This is a genomic window from Phenylobacterium sp., assembly GCF_016793225.1.
GTDB lineage: Bacteria > Pseudomonadota > Alphaproteobacteria > Caulobacterales > Caulobacteraceae > Phenylobacterium.
Map to the genome: position 1 here is coordinate 43,582 of NZ_JAEUMN010000012.1, position 21,144 is coordinate 64,725.

The following is a 21,144-nucleotide window of genomic DNA, read 5'->3' on the forward strand; positions in this document are numbered from 1 at the left end:
GGACCGAGTCCACGTCAGAAACGGACGCGCGAAGTCAGCGCCAAGCCGCGCCCCCTCCCCTCCACGGCAAGGCGCGAGGGGAAAGGCGCGAACCGGCCGACCGAATCAGGACGACGGCAGGGTGTCCGCGAGCGCCGCGAGCTGGGCGTTGCCCGAGTTGGCGAGCGTGGTGCGGTAGGTCGAGACCACGCAGGCGCGGTGGGCTTCGATCATCGTGATCATGACCTCGCGGTCCCGGCAGGTCTTCTGGGCGACGTCCCAGACGGCCTTGGCGACCTGTTCGGGGGTCTTGCCCGCCACGTTCAGCTTGGCGGTTTCCGCAGCGGCGGGCGTGGCCAGAAGCGCGGCGGCGGCGAAGGCGAGTGCAACAGTGCGCATGACGGTCGTTCCTCAGACGGGCTCAAGGGTCGACCCAGTTCCTGATGTTCCTCGTCCCGACGCGCGGTCTCAACGGCCACGCTTCCCGGAACGGCTGGCACATAGTGAACGGTGTTCAGATCGCAAGGGCGGCGGGGCGCGCGCGGGCCCATTTCGGCGAACGCGTGGCCCGGCGGCTCCTTCCGCGCGCAGGGCGCCTAGGAAACGGGCGGCGCGGCGCCGCCCAGATGGCGCAGTTTCTCGGGGTTTCGCATGATGTAGACGGCGGCGATCCGGCCGTCGTCGCTGGGCTCCAGCGCGAACGTCTCGGGGCCGTCCGAGACCTCGATCAGCAGGCCCGGCAGCCCGTTGATGCGCACCGGCTCGACGCGGCGGACGCCCAGGTCGCCATGGCGCCAGACGATGCCCTGGATGAGCCCGATGACGTCGTCGCGGCCGACTAGCACGCGGAGCGCCGCCGTGCGCTTGCCCCCGCCGTCGCTGACCAGGATGGCGTCCTCGGCCAGCAGCTCGCGCAGCGCGCGCACGTCGGCGGTCGCCGCCGCGGCCCCGAACGCGGCGGCGAGCTTCAGCGCGCGCTCCCGGTCGACGGAGAAGCGCGGCCGCGCGTCCTGCACGTGCTCGCGCGCCCGGCTCGCCAGCTGCCGGACGGCCGACTCCGAACGTCCGAGCGTCTGCGCCACCTCGCCGTAGTCCTGCTCGAACACGTCGTGCAGCAGGAAGACCGCCCGCTCCAGCGGCGACAGCCGCTCCAGGGCCAGCAGGAAGGCGATCGAGACCTCCTCGGCCTTCTCGACCGGATCGTCGGTGAGCGGCTCGATCAGGGGTTCGGGCAGCCAGGGGCCCTTGTAGGCGGCGCGCTCCGCCTTGGCCGCCCGCAGGCGGTCGATGCAGAGGCGGGTCGTGGCGCGCACCAGCCAGGCCGCAGGGTCGGTCACGCCCTCGCCGGCCCGCGCCCAGCGCAGCCAGGCGTCCTGGACGGCGTCCTCGGCCTCGGTGACCGAGCCCAGCATCCGGTAGGCCAGCCGCTTCAGCCGGTCCCGGTTCGCCTCGAATGCGCTGGCGAGCGTCGTCGCTTCCATGCCCGACCCTATGCCGCCAGCGCGACGGGCGCGACGGCCGTCTCGCGGCCCGCCACCGTCACCTTCGAGCATGTCCGGCCGTAGCCCAGCGCGTACTTCACGGTCGGATACATCCGCGCGGTCATGAGCGAGAGGCTCAGCGCCACGAGGCCCCGGTCGCCCCAGCGGCGCACCACCTCCTCGCGGAGCGGATCGACGGCGTCCAGGTCGCGGGCCAGGCTCGCCCGCGCGAACCGCCAGGCCAGCCGGGCGTCGTCGCCCATGGCCGCCTCGTCGCCAGCCAGGATCGCGCGGAGCACCTCGGGCCGGGCCCCGCCCGCCGCCGCCATGTCCACCGAGATCTGGGTGCAGGGCCCGCAGTCCTCCGCGATGGTCCCGACGATGCCCGCGGCGGCGAGGGCTTCCGCCGGCGCGGCCCTGCGATCCACGACGAACGGGATCACGCTGAACCTGGCGAAGCTCGCCGGCGAGCCGCGCAGGATATGGCGCATGTAGCTCGCGTCGTAGCGCCAGCGCCGTTCGAAGCGGTCGATGACGCGGGTGAAGATCGCCTTCAGCATGCGGAGGCTCCTTTGGGTCTGCCGAGGATCGCGAGGGCCAGCGGAATGGCCGCGAAGAGGTAGACGCCCACGAGGTCGCGCCGCAGGTCGCCCAGCGGCGTGCTCCCGCACGAGGCGTCGTAGACGTGGACGGCGGCGTGCGCGGTCAGCCAGGCCGCTGCGGCCGCCAGCGCCGGCCAGCCCTGCGCCGGCCGCCAGGCGTACCAGCCCGCGCCCAGCGCGCAGACCAGGTAGACGCAGCCGATGTCACGGACGAAGTGCGCGTTGAACGGCCCGGTGGCCGGCACGCCCGGCACGGCGTCGTACCACCCCAGCGGCGCAACCAGCATCGCCGCCCCGTTCGCCGCAAACAGCAGCGCCATCAACGCCGCCAAACCCCGCTCCCACAACCGCAAGGCTCATCTCCGTCCTGTTCACGGCAAGGACGGCTCAGGAAGCCTGCGTGTGACATCGCAGATATGTTCGCGTCTGGTTCGATCCCTCGGTTGTGGTCGGACCAACTCCGCTCGGGTCCGCAATCCAAACCCGGTCATCCCGGCGAAGGCCGGGATCCAGATGGGATGTCTCGGAAGCGGTTCCGCAGGCTCGGAGCTCTTCCCGCCACGACCCTGCGCGTGGATCTGGGTCCCGGCATTCGCCGGGACGGTCGGAAGCTGTTGAAGCCCCAGCTATCGAATGGAGTCTGGAGCCCTCCACGGAAACACCCAGTCCGTGTGTTTCCGTGTGCTTCCGTGGACAAAACTCTTGCGGCCTCGCCGCCGACGGATGTCGCCCTACTTCGCCTTGTCCATCAGCCCGGCGAAGCGTTCGAAGAGGTAGAGGCTGTCGGTGGGGCCGGGCGAGGCTTCGGGGTGGTGCTGGATCGAGAAGACCGGCTTGTCCCTGAGCGCGATGCCCGCGTTCGTTCCGTCGAAGAGCGAGACGTGCGTCTCCACCACCGGCTCGGGCAGGCTGTCGCGGTCGACCGTGAAGCCGTGGTTCATCGAGACGATCTCGACCTTGCCGGTGGTCAGGTCCTTCACCGGATGGTTCGCTCCGTGGTGGCCCTGATCCATCTTCACGGTCTTCGCGCCCAGCGCGCGGGCCAGCATCTGGTGGCCCAGGCAGATGCCGAAGACCGGCTTGCCGCTCTCCACCAGCTTGCGGATCTCGGGGACCGCGTACTCGCCGGTCGCCGCCGGGTCGCCGGGGCCGTTCGAGAGCAGGACCCCGTCGGGATTGCGCGCCAGGATCTCCTCGGCCGTGGTCTTGGCCGGCACCACGGTGACCCGTGCGCCCACCGAGTTGAGGGCCCGCAGGATGTTGCGCTTCACGCCGTAGTCGATCACCACGACCTCGTACTTCGGCGAGGCCGGGGCCTTCGCGTAGCCGCCCTCCCAGTCCCACAGGCCCTCTTCGTAGACGAAGGGCTGCAGGCACGAGGCGTCCTTGGCCAGGTCCAGGCCCTCGAGTCCCGACCACGCTCGCGCCTTGGCGATCAGGGCGTCCAGATCGAAACGGCCGTCCGGATCGTGGGCGATCACGCCGTGCGGCATGCCGTTCTCGCGGATCGAACGCGTCAGCGCCCGCGTGTCGACGCCGGCGAGGCCCACGACCCCGCGCCGCGCCATCCAGGTCTCGAGGTCGGCGTCCGAGCGCCAGTTGGCCGGCCGCGTGGGGACGTCGCGGAAGATCGCGCCGCGCGCCGCCGTCTCGGCCGAACCCGACATCTGCTCGATGTCCTCGACGTTCGTGCCGACGTTGCCCACGTGCGGGAAGGTGAACGCGACGATCTGCGCCATGTACGACGGGTCGGTCAGGATCTCCTGATAGCCCGTCATGGCGGTATTGAAGCAGACCTCGCCCACGGCTTCGCCGACCGCGCCGACGCCGAGGCCCTGCAGCACGGTCCCGTCGGCCAGCGCAAGCACGCCGGTGACGCCAGGCAAGAGGTCACGGCTCATCGGCGGCTCCTTATGGGCAAACGGCGGGGTACCTAGTCAGTCGCCGGGGCGGGGTCAATGCGCGGCGCCGTGACCGCCCGCCCTGGTAGGAATTCTATTGTAAATTCTATCTGAAATTGTACGCTGAACCTGCTCTAGGGGGCAGAAGTAACGTGAAGCGTGCACGGTCGAGCACCGCGGGTTGGGCCGCGGAGTCCGCCCAAGGTCCGATCGCCGCGTTCGCGCGGCGCGTCGCGGGATTCTCGCGTCTGATGGCGACATCCGAGGATCGGCAAGGCTCGCTCGCGGAGCGCTGGGCGCAGCGCCGCGCCGAAACCCAGTTCCAGTTCACCCAGGCGGCCCGGCTGAACGCCATGGGCGAGCTGGCCGTCACCCTGGCTCACGAACTCAATCAGCCGCTGGCCGCGATCACCAGCTACGCCGCCGCCGCGCACCGGCTGGCCGCGCGGGGCGACCCGGAGATGGCCGACCTCCTCCGCAAGCTGGGCGACCAGGCGGCGCGCGCCGCCGAGATCGTCAACCGCGTCCGAGAAGGCGCGCATCGCGGCGAGGTGGCGACCGCGGCCTGGCCCCTGCATGAGCTGGTGGCCGAGGCGATCGACCTCGCCATGGCCGACATCGCCCGCGAATCGGTGGTGCTGCACTACGACTTCCGGCAGCGGGCGCCCGAGGTCCTGGCCGACCGGGTCCAGCTGCAGCAGGTCATCGTCAACCTCGTGCGCAATGCGCTGGAGGCGATGGCCGCATCCCCCTGGCGCGAGCTGCGCGTCGGCGCGACGGCGGACGGCTCCGACATGGTCCGCGTCCACGTGATCGACTCGGGACCGGGCATCGCCTCGAGCCTGGCCGATCGGCTGTTCGAGCCCTTCGTGACCGACAAGCCGCAGGGGATGGGTCTCGGCCTCTCGATCTCGCGGGCGATCGTCGAGGCGCATGGCGGCCGGCTGTGGTGCGAGCGCGCGTCCGGCGGCGGCGCAGCCTTCTACTTCACCCTGCCCAGCGCGCCTGCCGAGCGACCCGCCCCGCAGACGACCGCCTTCCCGCATGCTACGGCGAGGCTTCGGCCCGCGGGGCCGTGAGCCGATCGAGGACGTCATGGCGGAAAGCTACATCGATCCCGGCCGGGAGGCCTGGGACATCTTCAAGGGCCTGCCGCGCGATCAGCCGATCCACATGCTGAATCTGGTCCGGCTGAAGCCGAAGGCCGAGTACCCGCCGGACCATCCCGATCACGGCAAGGACCTCACGGGCCTGGACGCCTACCGCGCCTATGGCCGGACGACGGCGCACATCTTCTCGCGCCTGGGCGGACGCCAGGTGTGGGCGGGCAAGCCTCAGGTGATGGTGACCGGGCCCGGCTCCGAGGCGTGGGACATCGCCTTCATCGCCGAGTACCCGTCGGCCGACGCCTTCATCGCCATGGTCCGCGATCCGGAGTACCGCGAGTTCGTGAAGCACCGGACGGCGGGCGTGGCCGACTCGCGCCTCCTGCGCCTCGACCCGGTCCGGGAGCTCGGCGAGGGCTTCGGCGAGTAGCTGGCGGGAAAGGAGGCAAGCCTGTCCTTTCGCCCCGGCGCGCGCCGGACGATGCTCATGCCATGCTTGCCCTTCGCCCCAACTGCGAGTGCTGCGACCGGGACCTGGCGCCCGCCAGCCCCGACGCGCGCATCTGCAGCTTCGAGTGCACCTTCTGCGCCGACTGCGCCGACCATCGGCTGGAAGGACGTTGTCCCAACTGCGGCGGCGAGCTCGTGCGCCGCCCGATCCGGCCGGCCGCCGCCCTGGCCCGCTTCCCCGCCTCGACGGAACGCGTCCTGAAGCCCCACAAGGCCTGCGTCGCGTAGGGTTCAGACCCGGTTTCCACGACTTCCGACCGTCCCGGCGAAGGCCGGGACCCAGGCCCAGGTGCGAGACCGTGGTTGGAGGGGCTCCGCGCCTGCGGAACCCACGTCTAAGCCATCCCATTTGGATCCCGGCCTTCGCCGGGATGACCGGTTACGAGTACGGATCTACCCGATCGTCGCGGGCGGCCGGAGCGGACTCAGGCCGCCCGCGCGGCCAGGGACGCCTCGAGCGCCGCAAAGAGCGCCTCGGTCCGGATCGGCTTGGCGATATGCCCGTCGGCCCCGGCGCCCGAGCTGGCCGCCCGGTCCTCGGCCGACGTGTTGGCCGAAAGCACGATCATCGGCGTTCGCGGCCGGCCGCCCGCCTGTTCCTCGGCGCGGATCATGCGGATGGCCGCCAGGCCGTCGAGGACGGGCATGCGCAGGTCCATCAGGACCACGTCGAAGGCGCCGACCCGCCACGCCTCCACCGCCTCGTAGCCGTTCTCCACCGTCACCACCTGGGCCCCGGTCGCCTCCAGCATCAGCGCGATCACCTTGCGGTTCGTGGGATTGTCGTCGGCAGCCAGCACCCGCAGCGGCTGGTCCGGGGCGGCCTGCACCGCGTGCTCGTCGCCGGCGAGGTCGGCGTCCCCGTAGTCGAGGAGCCCCGTGACCAGCCGGTCCAGCTGCCGCGCGGCCGTGCGGATTTCCGAGACCAGCGCGCGCTGCCCGGGGCCCAGCTCCATGGCGTCCAGCGCCTGGGCCAGACCGAGCACGCCGTTCAGCGGCGTGCGCAACTCGTGGCTCATGTCGGCCAGGAACTCGGCCTTGGCCCGGTGCGCGGCTTCGGCGTGAGCGAGGGCGTGCTCCAGCAGCGCCGCCTGCCGCTTCATCTCGGTGATGTCCACGCGCAGGCCAATGACGCCGCCGTCGGACGTCCGCCGCTCCTCGATCATCAGCCAGCGCCCGTCGGCGACCTGCTGCTCGTGGCGTTCGCCGGTAGCCGCGGCGAGCTTCGCGAGGCGCGACGCCAGCCATGCCTCCTCGCGTCCGATGGCGTCCGGGTAATCGCCGCGGCGCACGCCCTCGCGCAGCGTGTCCACCAGCCGGGTCCCGGGCCGGAACAGGTCGGCCGAGCGGTGGTAGATCTCGGCGTAGCGCGCGTTCCAGAGGACGTAGCGGCCCTCCGCGTCGAGGAAGACCACGCCTTCGGGGATGGCCTCGATGGCGTCCCGCAGGCGGGCCTCCGCCCGGGCGGCCTGGTCGCGGGCCTCCGCAAGCGCCCGGCCGCCGAACAGCCGGGCGACCCGCGCCCAGAGCCCGCTTCCCGCCATGCCTCGCCTCCCCTGTTCCAGCAGGTCCAGGATGTCCGCCGACCCTTAACCGCGTGCGTCAATCGGGGGTTGCGGCGGCGAAAGCGGTTCGGCGCCCGCGGCCCGCGCAGCCGGCGCCCGGCGATTGCGCAACCTCCGGTCTGCGCCTTATGAGCGCGCATGCGCATCACCACGATCGGCCTCGATGCCGACGACACCCTTTGGCACAACGAGACGATCTTCCGGCTTAGCCAGGACCGGCTGCGCGAGATGCTGTCCGGCTTCGCCAGCCATGAGGTCACCACCGCCAAGCTGGCCGAGGTGGAGAAGCGGAACCTCAGGCTCTACGGCTACGGCGTGAAGGGCTTCACGCTCTCGATGATCGAGACCGCGATGGAATTGACCGGCGGCGACCCGCCGGGACGTCTCATCGCCGACATCCTGGCCGCGGGGCGCGAGATGCTGTCCGAGCCGGTCGAGCCCCTGCCCGGCGTGGACCACGCCCTGGCCGAACTTTCCGAGGCCGGCTACCGCCTGATCCTGATCACCAAGGGCGACCTTCTTCACCAGGAGCAGAAGCTGGCCGCCTCCGGGCTCGGCGACCTGTTCGCGGCCGTCGAGATCGTCAGCGAGAAGGACGCCCAGACCTATGCGCGCGTCTTCGATCGCTACGGCACAGGGGCGGCCGAGGCCGTGATGGCCGGCAATTCGCTGCGATCGGACATCCTGCCCGCGCTCGAAGCCGGCGGCTGGGGCGCCTACATCCCCTACCCGATCACCTGGGCGCACGAGGTGGCCGACGCGCCGGAGGGCCACCCGCGGTTCACCGAGCTCGCCGCCATCTCGGAGCTGCCGGGGTGGGTCCGCTCGCTGGCGTGAGCACGCCGCGCCGGCGCGGCCGGTTGTCCGGGGTCGCAACCGTCCGGCGAGCAGAGGCCCACCAGACGTCGCGGGCAGTACAGGAATGTCCGATCGCACATGCGCTGCCTCGTTCGCGTTCGGGCGAAGGGGCCGGCTCCCACCCCGGCCCCAGGGCCTCACGGCATCAGGACGGTGTCGACGACGTGGATGACGCCGTTGGACTGGAACACGTTGGCGATCGTGACGCGGCTCATGCCGCCCTTCGCGTCCGTGATCCAGAGCGCCCCGTTCCTCGACGTCACGGACAGGGCCTCGCCCTGGGCGGTCTTCAGGACGGCCTTGCCGCCGCCCGCCTTCACCCTGGCCGACAGGTCGCTGGCCGAGAGCCGGCCGGGGACCACATGGTAGGTCAGGACCTTGGTCAGGGCGCCCTTGTTCTCGGGCTTGACCAGCGTGTCCACCGTGCCCGGCGGCAGCTTGCCGAACGCCGCGTTGGTCGGGGCAAAGACGGTGAAGGGCCCGGGGCTGGAGAGCGTGGGCACGAGGTCCGCCGCCTTCACCGCGGCGACCAGGGTGGTGTGGTCCTTCGAGTTCACCGCGTTCTGCACGATGGTCCTGGAGGGGTACATGGGCGCGCCCCCGACCTGGACGGTCTTTTCGGCCGCGGAAGCCGGGACGGCGGCGGCGGCGATGGCGAGTCCGGCCGCGGCGGCGGCGAGGAACTTGGCGGTCATGTGGGAGTCTTCCTTGGGTTCATCGCCTCGATCTGGCGACACCCCGGATACCGCCCTGTCAGCCGCAGCCGATGCGGCGTTTCCCCCGCCGATTCCGCAGGATAGGTCGGCAGGAATGCAGAAGCCGCCGCGGTGGCCCGCGGCGGCTTCGGAGAGGTCGGACGTGACGGCCGGCGCTACAGCCGCGAAAGCTTGCCCACGCCGATGACGGGCCCGCTGGGGCCGTCGGGGTTCTTGGAGCCGCCGGGCGGTTCGAGCGAGACCGCGAGGGCGGCGCCTTCGCTCATCTTGGCGAGCAGCTCGGCCGGGAGCGCGATCACCTTGGCCTTGCCGGACTCGACCAGACCCAGGGACTTGGGGTTCTCCTGGCCCGCGATGAGCCATAGCTGGTGGACCTTGTCGCGCTCGGAGCCCTCGGGGAGCAGCGAGGTGACGATCAGCTGCTTGCGGTCGGGGTCGTAGGCCGCGACGAACAGCGGCTGGACCCGGGTGTCCTGGCTGACCACGCTGGCCGAGAGCAGCTGGCCCTGCGGCTGGACCGGGACCTCCTGCGTCACGATCTGCGGCCCCTGCGCGGCGACCACGACGGCGGCGACGATGCCCGCAGCGGCAAGGCCGAACCCGCCCATGGCCGAGTTGCGCCAGAACCGCACACGGTTCGCCAGCGTGTTGTCGTTGGCCGGGAGCAGCCGCTCGATCCGCGCCCAGGTGTCCGAGGGCGGCGGAATGGCCTTCACGCTGTCCAGCATGGGCGCGAGGCGCTGCCGCCACGCCTCGACGTCGGCCGCGAAGGCCGGATCCTGCGCCATGCGCGTTTCGGCGTCCGCACGTTCCCGCGCGTTCAGCACCCCCAGCGCATGCTCTGCGGCCAGGGCTTCGGCTTCCGAAAGATCGGGGGCTTCGCTCATGACTGGAGGCATCCCTTAAGCTTCGCCAGTCCCCGACGAATCCAACTCTTCACCGTGCCCAGCGGCGCATCCATTCGCCGGGCCAGCGCTTCGTACGTGACGCCTTCGAAGAAGGCGGTCCGGATGACCTTTTCCGTCCGATCGTCCAGTTCGCCCAGGCAGTGCGACAGGCGGTTCCGGTCGTCGGCGGCCGAAAGCAGCGCTTCGGCGCTCTCGGACCCATCCGGGATCTCCAACTCTTCCACCGGCTCCGCGTAGGCCATCGGCCCCCGCGCCCGCAGCCGGTCGATCGCGCGGTTGCGTGCGATCGTGCTGACCCAGGTCATCACGCTGGCACGGGAGGCGTCGAACCGGTCGGCGCGTCGCCATATGGTGACGTACACGTCCTGCAAAACGTCCTCACTCTCCTCGCGGTCGGAGAGGATACGGAGGCAAACGCCAAAAAGCTTCGCGGACGTCGCCTCGTAAAGTTGTCGCAGGGCGCCGCGATCGCCCTCGGCGATCCGCGCCATCAGCGGATTGAGGCTTTCTGAGGAGGTCGCAACGGCGGCCAAGTGAGATCCTACGGTTGAGGCCGCCGAAGGTCGGGCAGCCATTGCGAAGCTGCCTTCAGCCGCACGGTTAGGCAAGCGCTGGTTGTCACGGCGTGCGTTGGATTGTCACAGGGGCCCCCGGCGGCGCGAGGTCGATGGTGATCAGGCGGACGGGCTCCGGCCCCACCACCGACGCCTCATGCCACTGCTCGACCGCGTCCACGACCCAGTCGCCGGCCGCGACCTCGCGGACGTCCCCCGTGTCCAGGTTGATCACCCGCAGTCGCCCGGCGAGCACGTTGACCACGCGGGCATAGGGATGCTTGTGCGCCGCAAGGCGGCCGCCGGCCGGCAGCTCCACCTGGCTGATGCTGACGCGCAGGTCGCCCGGCGCAGCGCGGATCGGCTGGCCCGTGAGCGTGGCGTCGATCGTGACCGGCTTCCCCGGCGCGGGCGGGGTCTGGGCCGCAGCGGGAAAGGCCGCTGCGGCGAGAAGCAGGATCAGGACGCGTCGCATGGCGACGACCCTGCCGCCGGCGGGCCGGCGCCGCAAGGCGCCGGGCGCTCAGCCTGAGCAGTGGACGTCTACGCCGCGGCCTTGGCCTTGACGGTCGCCTTGCGGGTCGCCGCCCGCTTGGCCTTGGCGCGTTCCAGGCGCGCGTCCTTGCGGGCCGCAGCCTCGGTCTCCAGCGCGGGGAGCAGGTCCGCGGCCGCCGCCTTCTGCTTGTCGTCGCCGGTCTCGGCCAGCCGCTGCGCGTTGGCCAGCAGGTTCACGACCTCCTCGTCGCTCAAGGTCGGGATTCTGTCCACCAAGCTCATCGGGCGACTCCGCTCTGCCGCCGCCGGGGATTCGGCGCGCCAAGGGATAGAGCCCGAGCCGCGTGTTAGTTGCGTGATTCGAAAGAGAAATTCTCGGGAACCAATCGGCCGCGGCGCAACACGGCCCGAGCGGCGGACGCCGCCATGGGCCGCGTATACCCTTCGGAGGACAGCGCAAGCTTGCGCGCGGGGAACTCCCCCTCTATTGGGGCGCCTTAACCTGAAGTCCTGACCGGTGACGGCGCGCGTCGCAGCGCGGCCGCCCTTGCGCGCGAGAGCCATGCCGAAACGCACCGACATCTCCTCGATCCTGATCATCGGCGCGGGACCGATCGTGATCGGCCAGGCCTGCGAGTTCGACTACTCGGGCGTCCAGGCGTGCAAGGCGCTTCGGGCCGAGGGCTATCGCATCGTCCTGGTGAACTCGAACCCGGCGACGATCATGACGGATCCGAACGTCGCCGACGCCACCTACATCGAGCCGATCACGCCCGAGATGGTCGAAAAGATCATCGAGAAGGAGCGCCCCGACGCCCTCCTGCCCACCATGGGCGGCCAGACCGCGCTCAACACGGCCCTCGCGCTCGAAAGCCGCGGCGTCCTGAAGAAGTACGGCGTCGAGATGATCGGCGCGAAGGCCGATGTGATCGACAAGGCCGAGGACCGCCAGAAATTCCGCGACGCCATGGACAAGATCGGGCTCGAGAGCCCCAAGTCCAAGGCGGCCCACACGATGGAAGAGGCCCTGGAAGGCCTGGAGTTCGTGGGCCTGCCCGCGATCATCCGCCCGTCGTTCACCCTGGCCGGCACCGGCGGCGGCATCGCCTACAACGCCCAGGAGTTCCGCGAGATCGTGGAACGCGGCCTGGACCTCTCGCCCACCACCGAGGTGCTCATCGAGGAGAGCGTGCTGGGGTGGAAGGAGTACGAGATGGAGGTTGTCCGCGATAAGGCCGACAACTGCATCATCGTCTGCTCGATCGAGAACATCGACCCGATGGGCGTCCACACGGGCGACTCCATCACCGTCGCCCCCGCGCTCACGCTGACCGACAAGGAATACCAGCGGATGCGCAAGGCCTCGATCGACGTCCTGCGCGAGATCGGCGTCGAGACGGGCGGCTCCAACGTGCAGTTCGCGGTGAACCCCGCCGACGGCCGCATGGTGGTCATCGAGATGAACCCGCGGGTGTCGCGCAGCTCGGCGCTGGCCTCCAAGGCCACCGGCTTCCCGATCGCCAAGGTCGCCGCGCGCCTGGCCGTCGGCTACACCCTCGACGAGCTGATGAACGACATCACGGGCGCCACGCCGGCCTCGTTCGAGCCCAGCATCGACTACGTCGTCACCAAGATCCCGCGCTTCGCCTTCGAGAAGTTCCCGGGCTCCGAGCCCTACCTCACCACCCAGATGAAGTCGGTGGGCGAGGTCATGGCCATCGGCCGCACCTTCGCCGAAAGCTTGCAGAAGGCCCTGCGCGGCCTCGAGACCGGCCTCACCGGCCTGGACGAGGTGGCGATCGAGGGCGGCGACGATCCCGAGATGGGCCACGCCGCGATCCTGCGCGCGCTGGCGACCCCCACGCCCGACCGCCTGCGCGTCATCGCCCAGGCCTTCCGCGCCGGCCTGACCTGCGACGAGATCCACGGCGCCTGCAGCTACGAGCCGTGGTTCCTTCGCCAGCTCGAAGCCCTGGTGAAGGAGGAGGCCAGGGTCCGCGCCGAGGGTCTCCCCGCCGACGCGCCCGGGTTCCGCCGCCTGAAGGCCCTGGGCTTTTCCGACGCCCGCCTCGCCAGGCTGACCGGCGCGTCCGAAACCGACGTCCGCGCCCGCCGCCGCGCCCTCGGCGTGCGGCCGGTGTTCAAGCGCATCGACACCTGCGCCGGCGAGTTCCGCGCCGACACGCCGTACATGTACTCGACCTACGAGACCGGCGCCCTGGGCCAGGTCCCCGACTGCGAGAGCGACCCGTCGGACCGGCAGAAGGCCATCATCCTCGGCGGCGGCCCGAACCGGATCGGACAGGGGATCGAGTTCGACTACTGCTGCTGCCACGCGGCCTTCGCGCTCGACGAGATCGGCGTGGAGTCGATCATGGTGAACTGCAATCCCGAAACGGTCTCCACCGACTACGACACCTCCGACCGCCTCTACTTCGAGCCTCTGACCGCGGAGGACGTGCTGGAGCTGATCGACGTCGAGCAGTCGAAGGGCAAGCTGCTGGGCGTCATCGTCCAGTTCGGCGGGCAGACGCCGCTGAAGCTGGCCAAGCCGCTGGAGGACGCCGGCGTGCCGATCCTCGGCACCAGCCCCGACGCCATCGACCTGGCCGAGGACCGCGAGCGCTTCCAGCAGCTGCTGCACAGGCTCCAGATCGCCCAGCCGGTGAACGGCATCGCCCGCAGCCGCGAAGAGGCCTTCGCGGCGGTCCACAAGGTGGGCTACCCGGTGGTGATCCGCCCCTCCTACGTGCTGGGCGGCCGGGCCATGGAGATCGTCCGCGACGACGAGCAGCTCGAGCGCTACATCACCACCGCCGTGCAGGTCTCGGGCGACAGCCCCGTCCTGATCGACCAGTACCTCTCCCGCGCCACCGAGGTGGACGTGGACGCCCTCTGCGACGCGAGCGGCGAGGTCTTCGTGGCCGGCGTCATGGAGCACATCGAGGAAGCCGGCGTGCACTCGGGCGACTCCGCCTGTTCGCTGCCGCCCTTCAGCCTCCGCGCCGAGACCATCGACGAGCTGAAGCGCCAGACCGAGGCCATGGCCAAAGCGCTGAACGTGCGCGGCCTGATGAACGTGCAGTTCGCCATCGAGGAGCCCCACTCGGCCAGCCCGCGGATCTTCGTGCTCGAGGTGAACCCGCGCGCCAGCCGCACGGTGCCCTTCGTCGCCAAGACCATCGGCGAGCCCGTGGCCGCCATCGCCGCCAAGCTGATGGCCGGCAGGCCGCTGTCGGACTTCAACCTCACGGACACGCCCTACGACCACATCGCGGTGAAGGAGGCGGTGTTCCCCTTCGCCCGCTTCCAGGGCGTCGACACCATCCTCGGCCCCGAGATGCGCTCCACCGGCGAGGTCATGGGCCTGGACTGGATCCGCCCCGGCGAGGACGCCGGCCCCGCCTTCGCCCGCGCCTTCGCCAAGAGCCAGCTGGGCGGCGGCACGCTGCTGCCCCAGGCGGGCTGCCTGTTCGTGTCGGTGAAGGACGCCGACAAGGCCTGGATCGCCGAGCCGGTGCGCCAGATGATCGCCAACGGCTTCCGCGTGCTCGCCACGTCGGGCACCGCGGCCTACCTCGCCGAACAGGGCCTGAAGGTCGAGGTGGTCAAGAAGGTGCTGGAGGGCCGTCCCCACATCGTCGACGCCATGAAGAACGGCGAGGTGCAGCTGGTCTTCAACACCACCGAGGGCAAGCAGTCGCTGCTGGACTCGTTCGAGATCCGCCGCACGGCGCTGATGATGAAGATCCCCTACTTCACCACCACGCCCGCCGCCCTGGCCGCCGCCCGCGCCATCGCTGCGACAGCGCAGGCGCCGCTGGAAGTGCGGCCGCTGCAGAGCTACGCCTGAGGCGTCGGCCGGACGGGCGGGAGTTCCTGCGGCCGGAGGCATGACCTGCCTCAAGGCGGACCCTTGCCGTATCCGCCACAGAGGCCGACGGTCGCGCGCCCCCAGGCCCGCGAAAAGGAACCCATCCGATGGCGCCACGCCACCTTGAACGCCACGCCGTGCAGCGGATCGGGTGGCTGCGCGCCGCGGTCCTGGGCGCCAACGACGGCATCGTCTCGACCGCCAGCCTCATCGTGGGCGTGGCCGCGGCCTCTCAGGGCCGCAGCGAGGTCCTGCTCGCCGGGGTCGCCGCGCTGGTGGCCGGCGCCTTCTCGATGGCGGCGGGCGAGTACGTCTCGGTCAGCTCTCAGGCCGACACCGAGACCGCGGACCTGTCGCGCGAGCGGGCGGAACTGCGGGACCAGCCTGCGTTCGAGCGCGAGGAACTGGCCGCGATCTATGTCGCCCGGGGCGTCGAGATCGGCCTCGCGCGCCAGGTCGCGGACCAGATGATGGCCAAGGACGCCCTCGGCGCCCACGCCCGCGACGAGCTCGGGATCTCCGACATGACCACCGCGCGGCCGGTGCAGGCCGCCGTCACCTCCGCGCTCACCTTCTCGGCCGGCGCCGCGCTGCCCCTCGGCGCTGCGCTGCTGGCCCCGGAGGGCGCGATGGCCGTGGTCGTGTCGGCCGCCGCGATCGTCTTCCTCGCCGTCCTGGGAGCGGTCGGCGCGCGGGCGGGCGGCGCGAACATGCTGAAGGCGGTGGTCCGCGTCACCTTCTGGGGCGCCCTGGCGCTCGCCGCCACCGCCGGCGTCGGCGCCCTCTTCGGCGTGGCGGCGTAGGGTCCGTCCTGGGCGTGGGTTCGACCCACGCTCGCACGGCCTTCGGGGGGTCCTAGCCTTCGTCCGCGTCGTCCGCGCGCTCGTCCTCGGTCCCGGCCTCCAGGACCTTCATCGCGTCGTGGAAGCGCTTCAGCGCCGCCACCGAGGCCTGCACGCGCTGGGTGGCCGCGCCGGGATCGCCCTGGGCGGCGTTGATGACCGCCAGGTTGGTGCTGGCCACCGCATCGGCGAGGGCCTTCAGCGAGTCCCTCAGCGCGGCGAAATCGGCCGCCACGTCCGGCCCCTCATCGCCGTCGTCGATGTAGTCGTCCAGGCTCACCATGCGCGCCTCCGGTTCGCAGGCGGTGTGGCGCACCGCCGCGCAGAAGTCCACGGCGGTGCGACGGCCTATCCGCCGAAGTTGGTGACGCTGATGTCGGCCAGACCGCGGCCCACCAGCACCACGGCGTCCTCGGCCGTGCCGCCGTTGTTCGCGGTGTCGACGAAGACGATGGTGTCCGACCCCACCGACACGACGACGTACTTCACAGTGCCGCCGCCGATCTGGCTGTTGGCCTGCGTCATCGCCGCCTCGTAGGTGGCGGCGGTGAGTTCGAGGTAGGTGGTCCCGGCCACGGGCGCCGCCAGCGCTCCGAACCGCATCTGGTCCTCGACCGCCCAGTCCAGCACCTGGTCGATCGCAGCGACGGTAACCCCGGAGTCGCCTGACGCGAACAGAAAGGTGTCCGTCCCGGCCCCGCCGGTGATGCGGTCGAAGCCGCCGTCGGCCCCGATCTGGTCGTTACCGGCGCCGCCGGTGACTGTGTCGTTCCCCGCCCCGCCCTTCAGCGAGTCGTCGCCGGCCCCGCCATCGAGCGAGTCGACGTCGTCGCCGCCTTGCAGGGTGTCATTGCCGGCGCCGCCGGTGAGCGTGTCGTTGCCGGGGCTGCCGATCAGAATGTCGTCGCCCAGATCGCCGAACAGGACATCGTTGCCGTCCGCGCCCGCGGCCGTGTCGTTTCCATCTCCTAGGGAGATGTTCTCGTCCCCCGACCCGCTGAGGATGAAGTCGTTGCCGAGACCGCCCACGATGATGTCGTTGCCGCCTCCGGTGTTGTCGATCGTGTCGTTGCCATCGCCGCCGACGACACTGTCGTTGCCAGCGCCGGTGTTGATTTCGTCGTCGCCTGTCCCGCCATCGATTGTGTCCGATCCCGCGCGCGCCGGGATCGAGTCGTTGCCGTCCTCACCGGCGATCACGTCCCCATTCACAGCGTCATCCGATCCGAGCACGGTGTCGTTGCCGGCATTGCCGTTCAAGCTGTCGCCGCCGCCGCCGGTGGTCACGAAGTTGTCGTTGCCGGCTCCGCCGATCAGCGTATCTCGCCCAAGCGAACTGGTCTGGATGGTGTCGTCGCCCAGGCCGCCGTCCAGGACGCTCACCGCCGTGGCCGTCAGACCTGAGGACGCGGTGACCCGGTCGTTGCCATCGCCCCCGACGACCGAGAGACTACCGACGCCGGTCACGGTGTCGTTGCCATCGCCGCCATTGACCGACACGCTGCCGGTGTTGACCGAGGCGTCCACGCTGTCGTTGCCGCCCTCGCCGAAAACGGTGTCGCTGCCGCCGCCGGTGTTGATCGTGTCGTCGCCGAGGTTCCCGTTCAGGAAGTCGGCGCCCGAGCCGCCAACGACGCTGTCGGTCCCCTGCCCGCCCAGCAGGGTGTTCGAACCCGAACTGCCACTGGCCGTCACGGTGTCGTTGCCGAGATTGCCCTGGCCGAAGTTGAAGCCGCCTCCGCCGTCGATCATGTCGTCGTCGCGGCCGCCGTACTGGATGTCGTTCCCGGCGCCGCCCGAGAGGCTGTCGCCGCCCGCGTTGCCCTGCAGCTGGTCGCGGCCGGCGCCGCCCTGGAGGGTGTCGGCGCCGTCCCCGCCGTAGAGTCCGTCGTTGGTTCCCCCGTCAGCCCCGCCCGCGGCGGTCGCGGCGTTGAAATTGTCGCCTCCCGCCGTGCCGATGAAGAGCACCGAGCTGTCCGGGAACACCGGTCGGCTCGCGCTTACGATCGCGGCGTTGAAGTTCACCAGCCGGCTGGTGACCCCCGACAGGAGGCTGACCGACGCGGGCGCCGTGGCGGTCGCGGCCACGAACAGCACGGTCGTGGTCAGCGCGCTCTCACCGGCGCCGGTGAAGATCAGCGAGTCGATCCCGGCGAAGCCCTGCGCCTGCGTGTCGGTGATCGTCTCGAAGTTGAACGTCGCCACCCTGTCCCCCCGCACCGGCCCCCAAGGGCTGAGATCATGTTAGGTGAACGCCGGTCACGAATCCATGGCCGAGCTGGGGTAGCCCGGCGGCGTCGGGTCGATAGCCGCGGGCTATGCGGCGCGCGAAGGGCATGATGCTAGCCTCGGCGAAAAGCGAGGAGGCGCAGATGCTGCGGGTTCTGTTGGGGACGATCCTGGCCGTCGTACTGGCCGGAGCGGCGCAGGCCGCGGCGCGGCTCGAGACGATCGAGCTCACCTCGAAGCTGGTCCCTTCGCCCGTGAAGGTCTCGGTTCTCCTTCCCGACGGCCATTCGCCGGACCGCAAGCTGCCGCTGCTCCTGCTGCTCCACGGCGGCGGGGGCGACAACGGCTTCCTGGCGCGCATGCAGCCGGCCATCGAGGCCGCCTGGGCCGCCAAGGAGTTCTCGCCCGCGGTCGTCGTCACGCCGGACGTGGGCCGCTCGCTCTACATGGACTTCAAGGACGGCTCCCAGAAGTGGGAGACCTTCATCGTCACCGAACTGGTCCCCGAACTGCGCCGCCGCTACGGCCTCTCGGCTGAGCGCAACCGCACGATGGTCACCGGCATCTCGATGGGCGGCCTGGGATCGCTGCGGCTCGGCTTCAACCACCCCGAGATGTTCGGCGGCCTCGCCGCGATGGAGCCGGGCATCGAGCCGGCCCTGCGGTTCGAGGACGTGAAGATGCGCAACCGTTTCCAGCGCGACGACCGCTTCTTCCGGTCGATCTTCGGCGACCCCGTCGACCGCGCGTTCTGGCAGAAGGCCAACCCGGCCAACATGGTCATCGCCAACAAGGCGGCGATCCTGAAGTCCGGGCTCGCCATCTACATCGAGGTGGGCGACATCGACATGTTCAAGCTCGACGAGGGCACGGAGTTCCTCCACCGGGTGATGTGGGACCACGGCGTCCCACACGAGTACCGCCTGGTCCGCAACGCCGACCATACCGGGCGCACGATCACCGCCCGTTTCCGCGACGGCCTGCGCTTCCTCGAGCGCGAGGTGCTGAACCCGCCGGGCGCGGACCCCGCCCGCGACGCCAGCAAGGCCACCATCGATCGTCTGCGGCGGTCCATGGGCGTGCCCGACGACGAGCCGCGACCGCCCTTCCCCTCGACGGAGGCGCCGAAGTGATCCGCCGCCGTACGGTTCTGGCCGCCGCCCCGGCCCTGGCGGCCGCGCCCGCGCTCGCGCGCAGCCGCGACGTCCTCGTGCGCGGCTCGAAGGCCTACTCCGAGTCCGCCATGGTGATGACCGTGTCGGACGACGGCCGCAGCGCGCTGACGCTGCGGTTCTGCCGCTTTCCCGACGAGGACCAGACGTGGCTGTGGTGCCATGTGGTCCGCGACGGCGAACTCTACGCCTTCACCACGCACGACCTCCCCAGCGCCAAGGTGCGGCTGGCGTCGCAGGACCAGGCGTCGTGGTCGGCGCCGGGCGCCAAGGCCGAGCTGGTGCGGGTCCGGCGCGGCGACAGGCCGCCCGCGGTGCGGCTTTCGGCCGATTTGAAGGGCCATCGCAGCGTCCGCGCGCCGCACGGGCCGGGGCGGGTTCCGATGCGCCTCGACGGCCAGTTTCTGGGCGTCAGCGCGCTCGCGGCGCAGGTGCTCGACGGGCGGCAGGAGGTCTACGGCTTCGTCGAGGCCGAGGTGGAGATCGCCGGCCGCAAGTTCCGCCACTCGGGCCAGGCCAAGTTCCACGAGCAGCGCCAGGAGGCGCCGCGGTTCGAGGCGCCGTTCAACTACGCCTGGCTCGCCGGCGAAGGCCTGTCGGCGACGACGCTCCTGCTCGACCGCGGGGCCACCGGCGGCTGGCAGGTGGACGGGCGCGAGGAGCCGCTGGCGGACATGCGCCTCGACCCGCCGGGCGCGGCCCGCGACGTCGTCTGGCGGCTCAAGTCCGGGGTGGACTGGCCGGGCCGCCTGTCGGCGCTCGTGCGCTACCAGATCCCCGTCTACGACCGGCTCTGGAACGGGAGCTTCGTCACCGGCGAAGCGAACGGGCGACGCGTCGTCGGGGTCATGAACGACTGGACCACGGGCGTGGACATCTACGGCGCTTCTGCGAGCCGCTCGCAAAAGCTCTGAGGCGTCAGAGGCTTAGGCCGTGCGGCGATTGACGACGCCCGCGAGGAGGCGCAGACTCCCGCCATCGCCTGACTGAGACAGGCGGCAAGGGCGCGCCCCGGCGGCCCGCTCGGTCCCGCTCGCGGGGTCAACGAACTTCCGGGGGACGCCCGGCTGGCGTCTGCCGCAGGACGGCGTGGAGAGCCAAGACACTCCACAACGGATTGCGAGGAAGAGTCATGCATACCGAGCCGCACACCGGCGACGTGAAGCATCACAAGCCACGGCATCTGGCCGAGAAGTTCGAGGGGATGATCGGCGTCGTCATGGTGGCCGCCATCGTGCTCCTCGCGATCGGCCTCATCTACGGCATCGTCACCACGGGTTCGACCGAACCCCGCTGGATGCAGTAGGCGCCGAGCCGGTCGCCGTCGCCGACTCCGAAGGGTGGTCGGCGGCTCCTGAGCCACAGCGCGCCCGCCGGGCGGACCCGCGCGCCGGAGGGTTGCGCGCAAGGCCCGGCGGGCGACGCCGCGTCTCCCCGTTCCCCGACGGCACGGCTGTTCCGCCGCCTGCGCCTGCGCTACCAACGGCGCAACGAGAAGGGGAGACGCCATGGCAGGTCGGGTTGCAGGCAAGGTCGCGCTGGTCACCGGCGGGGCGAGCGGTATCGGACGCGGCACCGCGGAGCGGCTGGCGGAGGAAGGCGCGACGGTCGTCGTCACCGACATCCAGGACGCGCTTGGCGCCGAGGTGGTGGCGGGGATCGCCAAGGCCGGCGGCAAGGCCGAGTACCAGAGCCACGACGTCACCGACGAACAGGCCTGGATCGACGTGGTCGAGGGAATCCGGGCCCGGCACGGCCGGCTGGACATCCTGGTGAACAACGCCGGCATCGGCATCGGCGGCCCGATCACGGACATGACCCTCGACGCCTGGCGGCGGCAGATGGCGATCAACGTCGACGGTGTGTTCCTGGGCGTGAAGCACGGCCTTCCGCTGATGCGGGCCAGCGGCGACGGCGGGTCCATCGTGAACATCTCGTCGGTGGCGGGGCTCAAGGGCTCGGCCGGGCTGGCCGGCTACTGCGCCACCAAGGGCGCCGTGCGCCTGTTCACCAAGGCCATCGCCATGGAATGCGCCAACGCCAAGGACGGCATTCGGGTGAACTCCGTCCACCCGGGCCTCATCGAGACTCCGATCTGGCTGACCGTCGGACAGGCCGTGAACCCCGGCGCCAACGCCCCGCCGGACCTCGACGCCATGTCGACCATGGCCGTGCCCATGGGCGTGAAGGGCTGGCCGCTGGACATCGCCAACGGCGTCCTCTGGCTGTGCTCGGACGAGGCGCGCTACGTGACGGGCCAGGAGCTGGTCATCGACGGCGGGCTCACCGTCCGCTGATCCACAGGCCGTGGAAGCCCATCGGCATGCGGTGCGAAAGGCGGGCGCGGGCCAG

Annotated in this window: 23 protein-coding genes; 10 read left to right on the forward strand and 13 right to left on the reverse strand. The window is 70.8% G+C overall.

Annotated elements, in window-relative coordinates; genetic code table 11:
• Positions 1–105: 105 nt before the first annotated feature.
• The 5 genes from JNK30_RS01145 to carA form a co-directional block, all read right to left on the reverse strand.
• Positions 106–378, reverse strand: coding sequence for a hypothetical protein (locus JNK30_RS01145; protein WP_293479396.1), 273 nt, complete (start codon positions 376–378; stop codon positions 106–108).
• A gap of 197 nt (positions 379–575) precedes the next feature.
• Positions 576–1,460 carry an RNA polymerase sigma factor SigJ gene (gene sigJ, locus JNK30_RS01150; protein ID WP_293479398.1) on the reverse strand — a complete coding sequence of 295 codons (885 nt, stop codon included), beginning with the start codon at positions 1,458–1,460 and terminating at the stop codon, positions 576–578.
• An 8-nt stretch (positions 1,461–1,468) separates the two neighbouring features.
• Complete coding sequence (locus tag JNK30_RS01155) at positions 1,469–2,020, reverse strand: hypothetical protein (protein ID WP_293479400.1); 552 nt, start codon at positions 2,018–2,020, stop codon at positions 1,469–1,471.
• On the reverse strand, positions 2,014–2,382 hold the full coding sequence (locus JNK30_RS01160; RefSeq protein WP_293479402.1) for a hypothetical protein: 369 nt from the start codon (positions 2,380–2,382) through the stop codon (positions 2,014–2,016). Before JNK30_RS01160 ends, JNK30_RS01155 begins: the two co-directional genes overlap by 7 nt.
• 411 nt (positions 2,383–2,793) lie before the next feature.
• Positions 2,794–3,963, reverse strand: a complete 1,170-nt coding sequence (gene carA / locus JNK30_RS01165; RefSeq protein ID WP_293479404.1) for a glutamine-hydrolyzing carbamoyl-phosphate synthase small subunit — start codon at positions 3,961–3,963, stop codon at positions 2,794–2,796.
• Between the two features lie 251 nt (positions 3,964–4,214).
• Between carA and JNK30_RS01170 the strand changes: the two genes are divergently transcribed.
• The 3 genes from JNK30_RS01170 (at position 4,215) to JNK30_RS01180 (ending at position 5,807) form a co-directional block, all read left to right on the forward strand.
• On the forward strand, positions 4,215–5,042 hold the full coding sequence (locus JNK30_RS01170; RefSeq protein ID WP_293479406.1) for an ATP-binding protein: 828 nt from the start codon (positions 4,215–4,217) through the stop codon (positions 5,040–5,042).
• A 16-nt stretch (positions 5,043–5,058) separates the two neighbouring features.
• Entirely contained in the window at positions 5,059–5,499 is a 441-nt protein-coding gene (locus JNK30_RS01175; RefSeq protein ID WP_293479408.1) for a DUF1330 domain-containing protein, read from the forward strand.
• Between the two features lie 62 nt (positions 5,500–5,561).
• Positions 5,562–5,807 (forward strand): DUF1272 domain-containing protein, encoded by a 246-nt coding sequence (locus JNK30_RS01180; RefSeq protein WP_293479409.1) that lies wholly within the window; start codon positions 5,562–5,564, stop codon positions 5,805–5,807.
• A gap of 197 nt (positions 5,808–6,004) precedes the next feature.
• Here JNK30_RS01180 and JNK30_RS01185 read toward each other — a convergent pair whose 3' ends face one another.
• Positions 6,005–7,123 (reverse strand): response regulator, encoded by a 1,119-nt coding sequence (locus JNK30_RS01185; RefSeq protein ID WP_293479411.1) that lies wholly within the window; start codon positions 7,121–7,123, stop codon positions 6,005–6,007.
• 159 nt (positions 7,124–7,282) lie between these two features.
• Between JNK30_RS01185 and JNK30_RS01190 the strand changes: the two genes are divergently transcribed.
• The gene (locus JNK30_RS01190; RefSeq protein WP_293479413.1) at positions 7,283–7,981 is read left to right on the forward strand and encodes an HAD family hydrolase; all 699 of its coding nucleotides are present in this window, start codon (positions 7,283–7,285) and stop codon (positions 7,979–7,981) included.
• A gap of 158 nt (positions 7,982–8,139) precedes the next feature.
• Here the strand turns inward: JNK30_RS01190 and JNK30_RS01195 are convergent, their stop codons facing one another.
• From JNK30_RS01195 to JNK30_RS01215, 5 genes are all read right to left on the reverse strand, one after another.
• A complete protein-coding gene (locus JNK30_RS01195; protein WP_293479415.1) occupies positions 8,140–8,697 on the reverse strand; it encodes a fasciclin domain-containing protein in 558 nt (185 codons plus the stop codon).
• Positions 8,698–8,873: 176 nt separating this feature from the next.
• Positions 8,874–9,605 (reverse strand): anti-sigma factor, encoded by a 732-nt coding sequence (locus JNK30_RS01200; RefSeq protein ID WP_293479417.1) that lies wholly within the window; start codon positions 9,603–9,605, stop codon positions 8,874–8,876.
• On the reverse strand, positions 9,602–10,159 hold the full coding sequence (locus JNK30_RS01205; RefSeq protein ID WP_293479419.1) for a sigma-70 family RNA polymerase sigma factor: 558 nt from the start codon (positions 10,157–10,159) through the stop codon (positions 9,602–9,604). The genes JNK30_RS01200 and JNK30_RS01205 overlap by 4 nt, the downstream gene beginning before the upstream one ends.
• A gap of 85 nt (positions 10,160–10,244) precedes the next feature.
• Positions 10,245–10,655, reverse strand: coding sequence for a cupin domain-containing protein (locus JNK30_RS01210; protein WP_293479421.1), 411 nt, complete (start codon positions 10,653–10,655; stop codon positions 10,245–10,247).
• Positions 10,656–10,723: 68 nt separating this feature from the next.
• Positions 10,724–10,957, reverse strand: coding sequence for a hypothetical protein (locus JNK30_RS01215; protein WP_293479423.1), 234 nt, complete (start codon positions 10,955–10,957; stop codon positions 10,724–10,726).
• A gap of 280 nt (positions 10,958–11,237) precedes the next feature.
• Here JNK30_RS01215 and carB point away from each other — a divergent pair, with 280 nt between their 5' ends.
• The gene (carB, locus tag JNK30_RS01220; protein ID WP_293479425.1) at positions 11,238–14,528 is read left to right on the forward strand and encodes a carbamoyl-phosphate synthase large subunit; all 3,291 of its coding nucleotides are present in this window, start codon (positions 11,238–11,240) and stop codon (positions 14,526–14,528) included.
• Between the two features lie 128 nt (positions 14,529–14,656).
• On the forward strand, positions 14,657–15,352 hold the full coding sequence (locus JNK30_RS01225) for a VIT1/CCC1 transporter family protein (protein WP_293479427.1): 696 nt from the start codon (positions 14,657–14,659) through the stop codon (positions 15,350–15,352).
• A gap of 52 nt (positions 15,353–15,404) precedes the next feature.
• On the opposite strand, the gene JNK30_RS01230 is transcribed toward JNK30_RS01225, so the two are convergent.
• Positions 15,405–15,674, reverse strand: a complete 270-nt coding sequence (locus tag JNK30_RS01230) for a hypothetical protein (RefSeq protein ID WP_293479429.1) — start codon at positions 15,672–15,674, stop codon at positions 15,405–15,407.
• Between the two features lie 65 nt (positions 15,675–15,739).
• On the reverse strand, positions 15,740–17,596 hold the full coding sequence (locus JNK30_RS01235) for a calcium-binding protein (protein ID WP_293479430.1): 1,857 nt from the start codon (positions 17,594–17,596) through the stop codon (positions 15,740–15,742).
• Between the two features lie 167 nt (positions 17,597–17,763).
• On the opposite strand from JNK30_RS01235, the gene JNK30_RS01240 reads away from it, so the two are divergent.
• From JNK30_RS01240 to JNK30_RS01255, 4 genes are all read left to right on the forward strand, one after another.
• Entirely contained in the window at positions 17,764–18,753 is a 990-nt protein-coding gene (locus JNK30_RS01240; protein WP_293479432.1) for an alpha/beta hydrolase-fold protein, read from the forward strand.
• Entirely contained in the window at positions 18,750–19,706 is a 957-nt protein-coding gene (locus JNK30_RS01245) for a hypothetical protein (protein ID WP_293479433.1), read from the forward strand. Before JNK30_RS01240 ends, JNK30_RS01245 begins: the two co-directional genes overlap by 4 nt.
• Positions 19,707–19,924: 218 nt before the next feature.
• Positions 19,925–20,098 carry a hypothetical protein gene (locus JNK30_RS01250; RefSeq protein WP_293479435.1) on the forward strand — a complete coding sequence of 58 codons (174 nt, stop codon included), beginning with the start codon at positions 19,925–19,927 and terminating at the stop codon, positions 20,096–20,098.
• Between the two features lie 202 nt (positions 20,099–20,300).
• Positions 20,301–21,089, forward strand: coding sequence for an SDR family NAD(P)-dependent oxidoreductase (locus tag JNK30_RS01255; RefSeq protein ID WP_293479437.1), 789 nt, complete (start codon positions 20,301–20,303; stop codon positions 21,087–21,089).
• The last annotated feature ends 55 nt before the right edge of the window (positions 21,090–21,144 follow it).

Excerpts from the sequence above, each read along its gene's own strand:
- JNK30_RS01145 (WP_293479396.1), bottom strand. The coding sequence starts at position 378 with ATGCGCACTGTTGCACTCGCCTTCGCCGCCGCCGCGCTTCTGGCCACG.
- sigJ (WP_293479398.1), bottom strand. The coding sequence starts at position 1,460 with ATGGAAGCGACGACGCTCGCCAGCGCATTCGAGGCGAACCGGGACCGG.
- JNK30_RS01155 (WP_293479400.1), bottom strand. The coding sequence starts at position 2,020 with ATGCTGAAGGCGATCTTCACCCGCGTCATCGACCGCTTCGAACGGCGC.
- JNK30_RS01160 (WP_293479402.1), bottom strand. The coding sequence starts at position 2,382 with ATGGCGCTGCTGTTTGCGGCGAACGGGGCGGCGATGCTGGTTGCGCCG.
- carA (WP_293479404.1), bottom strand. The coding sequence starts at position 3,963 with ATGAGCCGTGACCTCTTGCCTGGCGTCACCGGCGTGCTTGCGCTGGCC.
- JNK30_RS01170 (WP_293479406.1), top strand. The coding sequence starts at position 4,215 with ATGGCGACATCCGAGGATCGGCAAGGCTCGCTCGCGGAGCGCTGGGCG.
- JNK30_RS01175 (WP_293479408.1), top strand. The coding sequence starts at position 5,059 with ATGGCGGAAAGCTACATCGATCCCGGCCGGGAGGCCTGGGACATCTTC.
- JNK30_RS01180 (WP_293479409.1), top strand. The coding sequence starts at position 5,562 with ATGCTTGCCCTTCGCCCCAACTGCGAGTGCTGCGACCGGGACCTGGCG.
- JNK30_RS01185 (WP_293479411.1), bottom strand. The coding sequence starts at position 7,123 with ATGGCGGGAAGCGGGCTCTGGGCGCGGGTCGCCCGGCTGTTCGGCGGC.
- JNK30_RS01190 (WP_293479413.1), top strand. The coding sequence starts at position 7,283 with ATGCGCATCACCACGATCGGCCTCGATGCCGACGACACCCTTTGGCAC.
- JNK30_RS01195 (WP_293479415.1), bottom strand. The coding sequence starts at position 8,697 with ATGACCGCCAAGTTCCTCGCCGCCGCCGCGGCCGGACTCGCCATCGCC.
- JNK30_RS01200 (WP_293479417.1), bottom strand. The coding sequence starts at position 9,605 with ATGAGCGAAGCCCCCGATCTTTCGGAAGCCGAAGCCCTGGCCGCAGAG.
- JNK30_RS01210 (WP_293479421.1), bottom strand. The coding sequence starts at position 10,655 with ATGCGACGCGTCCTGATCCTGCTTCTCGCCGCAGCGGCCTTTCCCGCT.
- JNK30_RS01215 (WP_293479423.1), bottom strand. The coding sequence starts at position 10,957 with ATGAGCTTGGTGGACAGAATCCCGACCTTGAGCGACGAGGAGGTCGTG.
- carB (WP_293479425.1), top strand. The coding sequence starts at position 11,238 with ATGCCGAAACGCACCGACATCTCCTCGATCCTGATCATCGGCGCGGGA.
- JNK30_RS01225 (WP_293479427.1), top strand. The coding sequence starts at position 14,657 with ATGGCGCCACGCCACCTTGAACGCCACGCCGTGCAGCGGATCGGGTGG.
- JNK30_RS01230 (WP_293479429.1), bottom strand. The coding sequence starts at position 15,674 with ATGGTGAGCCTGGACGACTACATCGACGACGGCGATGAGGGGCCGGAC.
- JNK30_RS01240 (WP_293479432.1), top strand. The coding sequence starts at position 17,764 with ATGCTGCGGGTTCTGTTGGGGACGATCCTGGCCGTCGTACTGGCCGGA.
- JNK30_RS01250 (WP_293479435.1), top strand. The coding sequence starts at position 19,925 with ATGCATACCGAGCCGCACACCGGCGACGTGAAGCATCACAAGCCACGG.
- JNK30_RS01255 (WP_293479437.1), top strand. The coding sequence starts at position 20,301 with ATGGCAGGTCGGGTTGCAGGCAAGGTCGCGCTGGTCACCGGCGGGGCG.